Source organism: Gluconobacter sp. P1D12_c, from assembly GCF_018812105.1.
Classification (GTDB): domain Bacteria; phylum Pseudomonadota; class Alphaproteobacteria; order Acetobacterales; family Acetobacteraceae; genus Gluconobacter; species Gluconobacter oxydans_A.
Window position 1 is genome coordinate 1 of record NZ_JACSIQ010000138.1, and the last position, 643, is coordinate 643.

The following is a 643-nucleotide window of genomic DNA, read 5'->3' on the forward strand; positions in this document are numbered from 1 at the left end:
ATCATCAGACGTACAATTTTCCAAATCTAAATTATCGATACTCGAATACAAACCATCCTTGTCACATTCTTCTAAATCTTTAACCCAAAGGCGTATCTCATCTTTATTGTCATTAACAAAAACACACTCGTAACAAAAATCATCCTCGTCATCGTTCAAATATTCGTTGAATCTTAAAAAACCATATCCCCTGCTTTCTATGTAATCMAAAAACAAAGAAGAATGCGAAGGAAGACAACGCAAATAATCTCTATAACTTTTCACATCMTTCACAGGAAAAGAATGGTCAATATAATGGTCATGCAAACAAGTCATGATATCGTAAGGCTTTTCCCAACCGCAATAAACCTCGACCCCATTCCCAAACATATAACGAATAGCCTTGGTCTCATAACGTGCCTTCAATCGCACAGCCTTTATATTGAACAGATTTTCAAGCCTCTGTACTTCTCTCTCTATTTCTCTATATTTTTCCTTCTTTACCATATCCATAACAATCTCCGACCCTCAGTTTGTGGGGTACTGGAAACTTATTGTAGCAGATAGAAATCAATATTTGACTTGTCATAGTGTCCGACTATGACAATTACATTGTCGTCGGTCCTGCGGAGCTTCAAAGATACCAGTCTGCAAGCTCCTGAAA

At 37.1% G+C, this 643-nt stretch carries 1 protein-coding gene; it reads right to left on the minus strand.

Annotated features, from left to right (window positions below; genetic code table 11):
• Positions 1–492 (minus strand): hypothetical protein (locus KP705_RS15970; RefSeq protein WP_215764947.1); only part of this gene is annotated, 492 nt, incomplete at its 3' end.
• Positions 493–643 lie beyond the last annotated feature (151 nt).